The sequence below is a fragment of the Virgibacillus salexigens genome (genome assembly GCF_014905415.1).
Taxonomy (GTDB): domain Bacteria; phylum Bacillota; class Bacilli; order Bacillales; family Amphibacillaceae; genus Virgibacillus; species Virgibacillus salexigens.
Window position 1 is genome coordinate 1 of record NZ_BNEO01000194.1, and the last position, 292, is coordinate 292.

A 292-nucleotide genomic window follows, 5' to 3' on the forward strand; every position below is an offset into this window, starting at 1 on the left:
TCGAAGTATTTGCTATCTTGGTCGATGGATCCCGATAAAACGCTGGAGTCATATAGTGACATGGATCCGTTAATTGTCTTTGTGTTTCACTCGGTTGATTGGGTGTTCCGCAAGATGATTCAGGAGAAAAAGCATATGGCGATTGTACTTGATGAATATGGTGGAACAGAAAGAATCATCACCCATGAAGATATTATTGAATTACTAATCGGTTTAGAGATTGAAGATGAGACGGATAGTGGAAATGGAACATTAGTTGAGGAAGTAACGGATTCAGAAATTATTTGTAATG

The 292-nt window shown here is 38.0% G+C and carries 1 pseudogene; it reads left to right on the forward strand.

Going from position 1 to position 292, the window contains the following annotated elements:
* Positions 1–292 (forward strand): annotated as a pseudogene (locus JKP73_RS22810) (hemolysin); the annotation flags it as partial.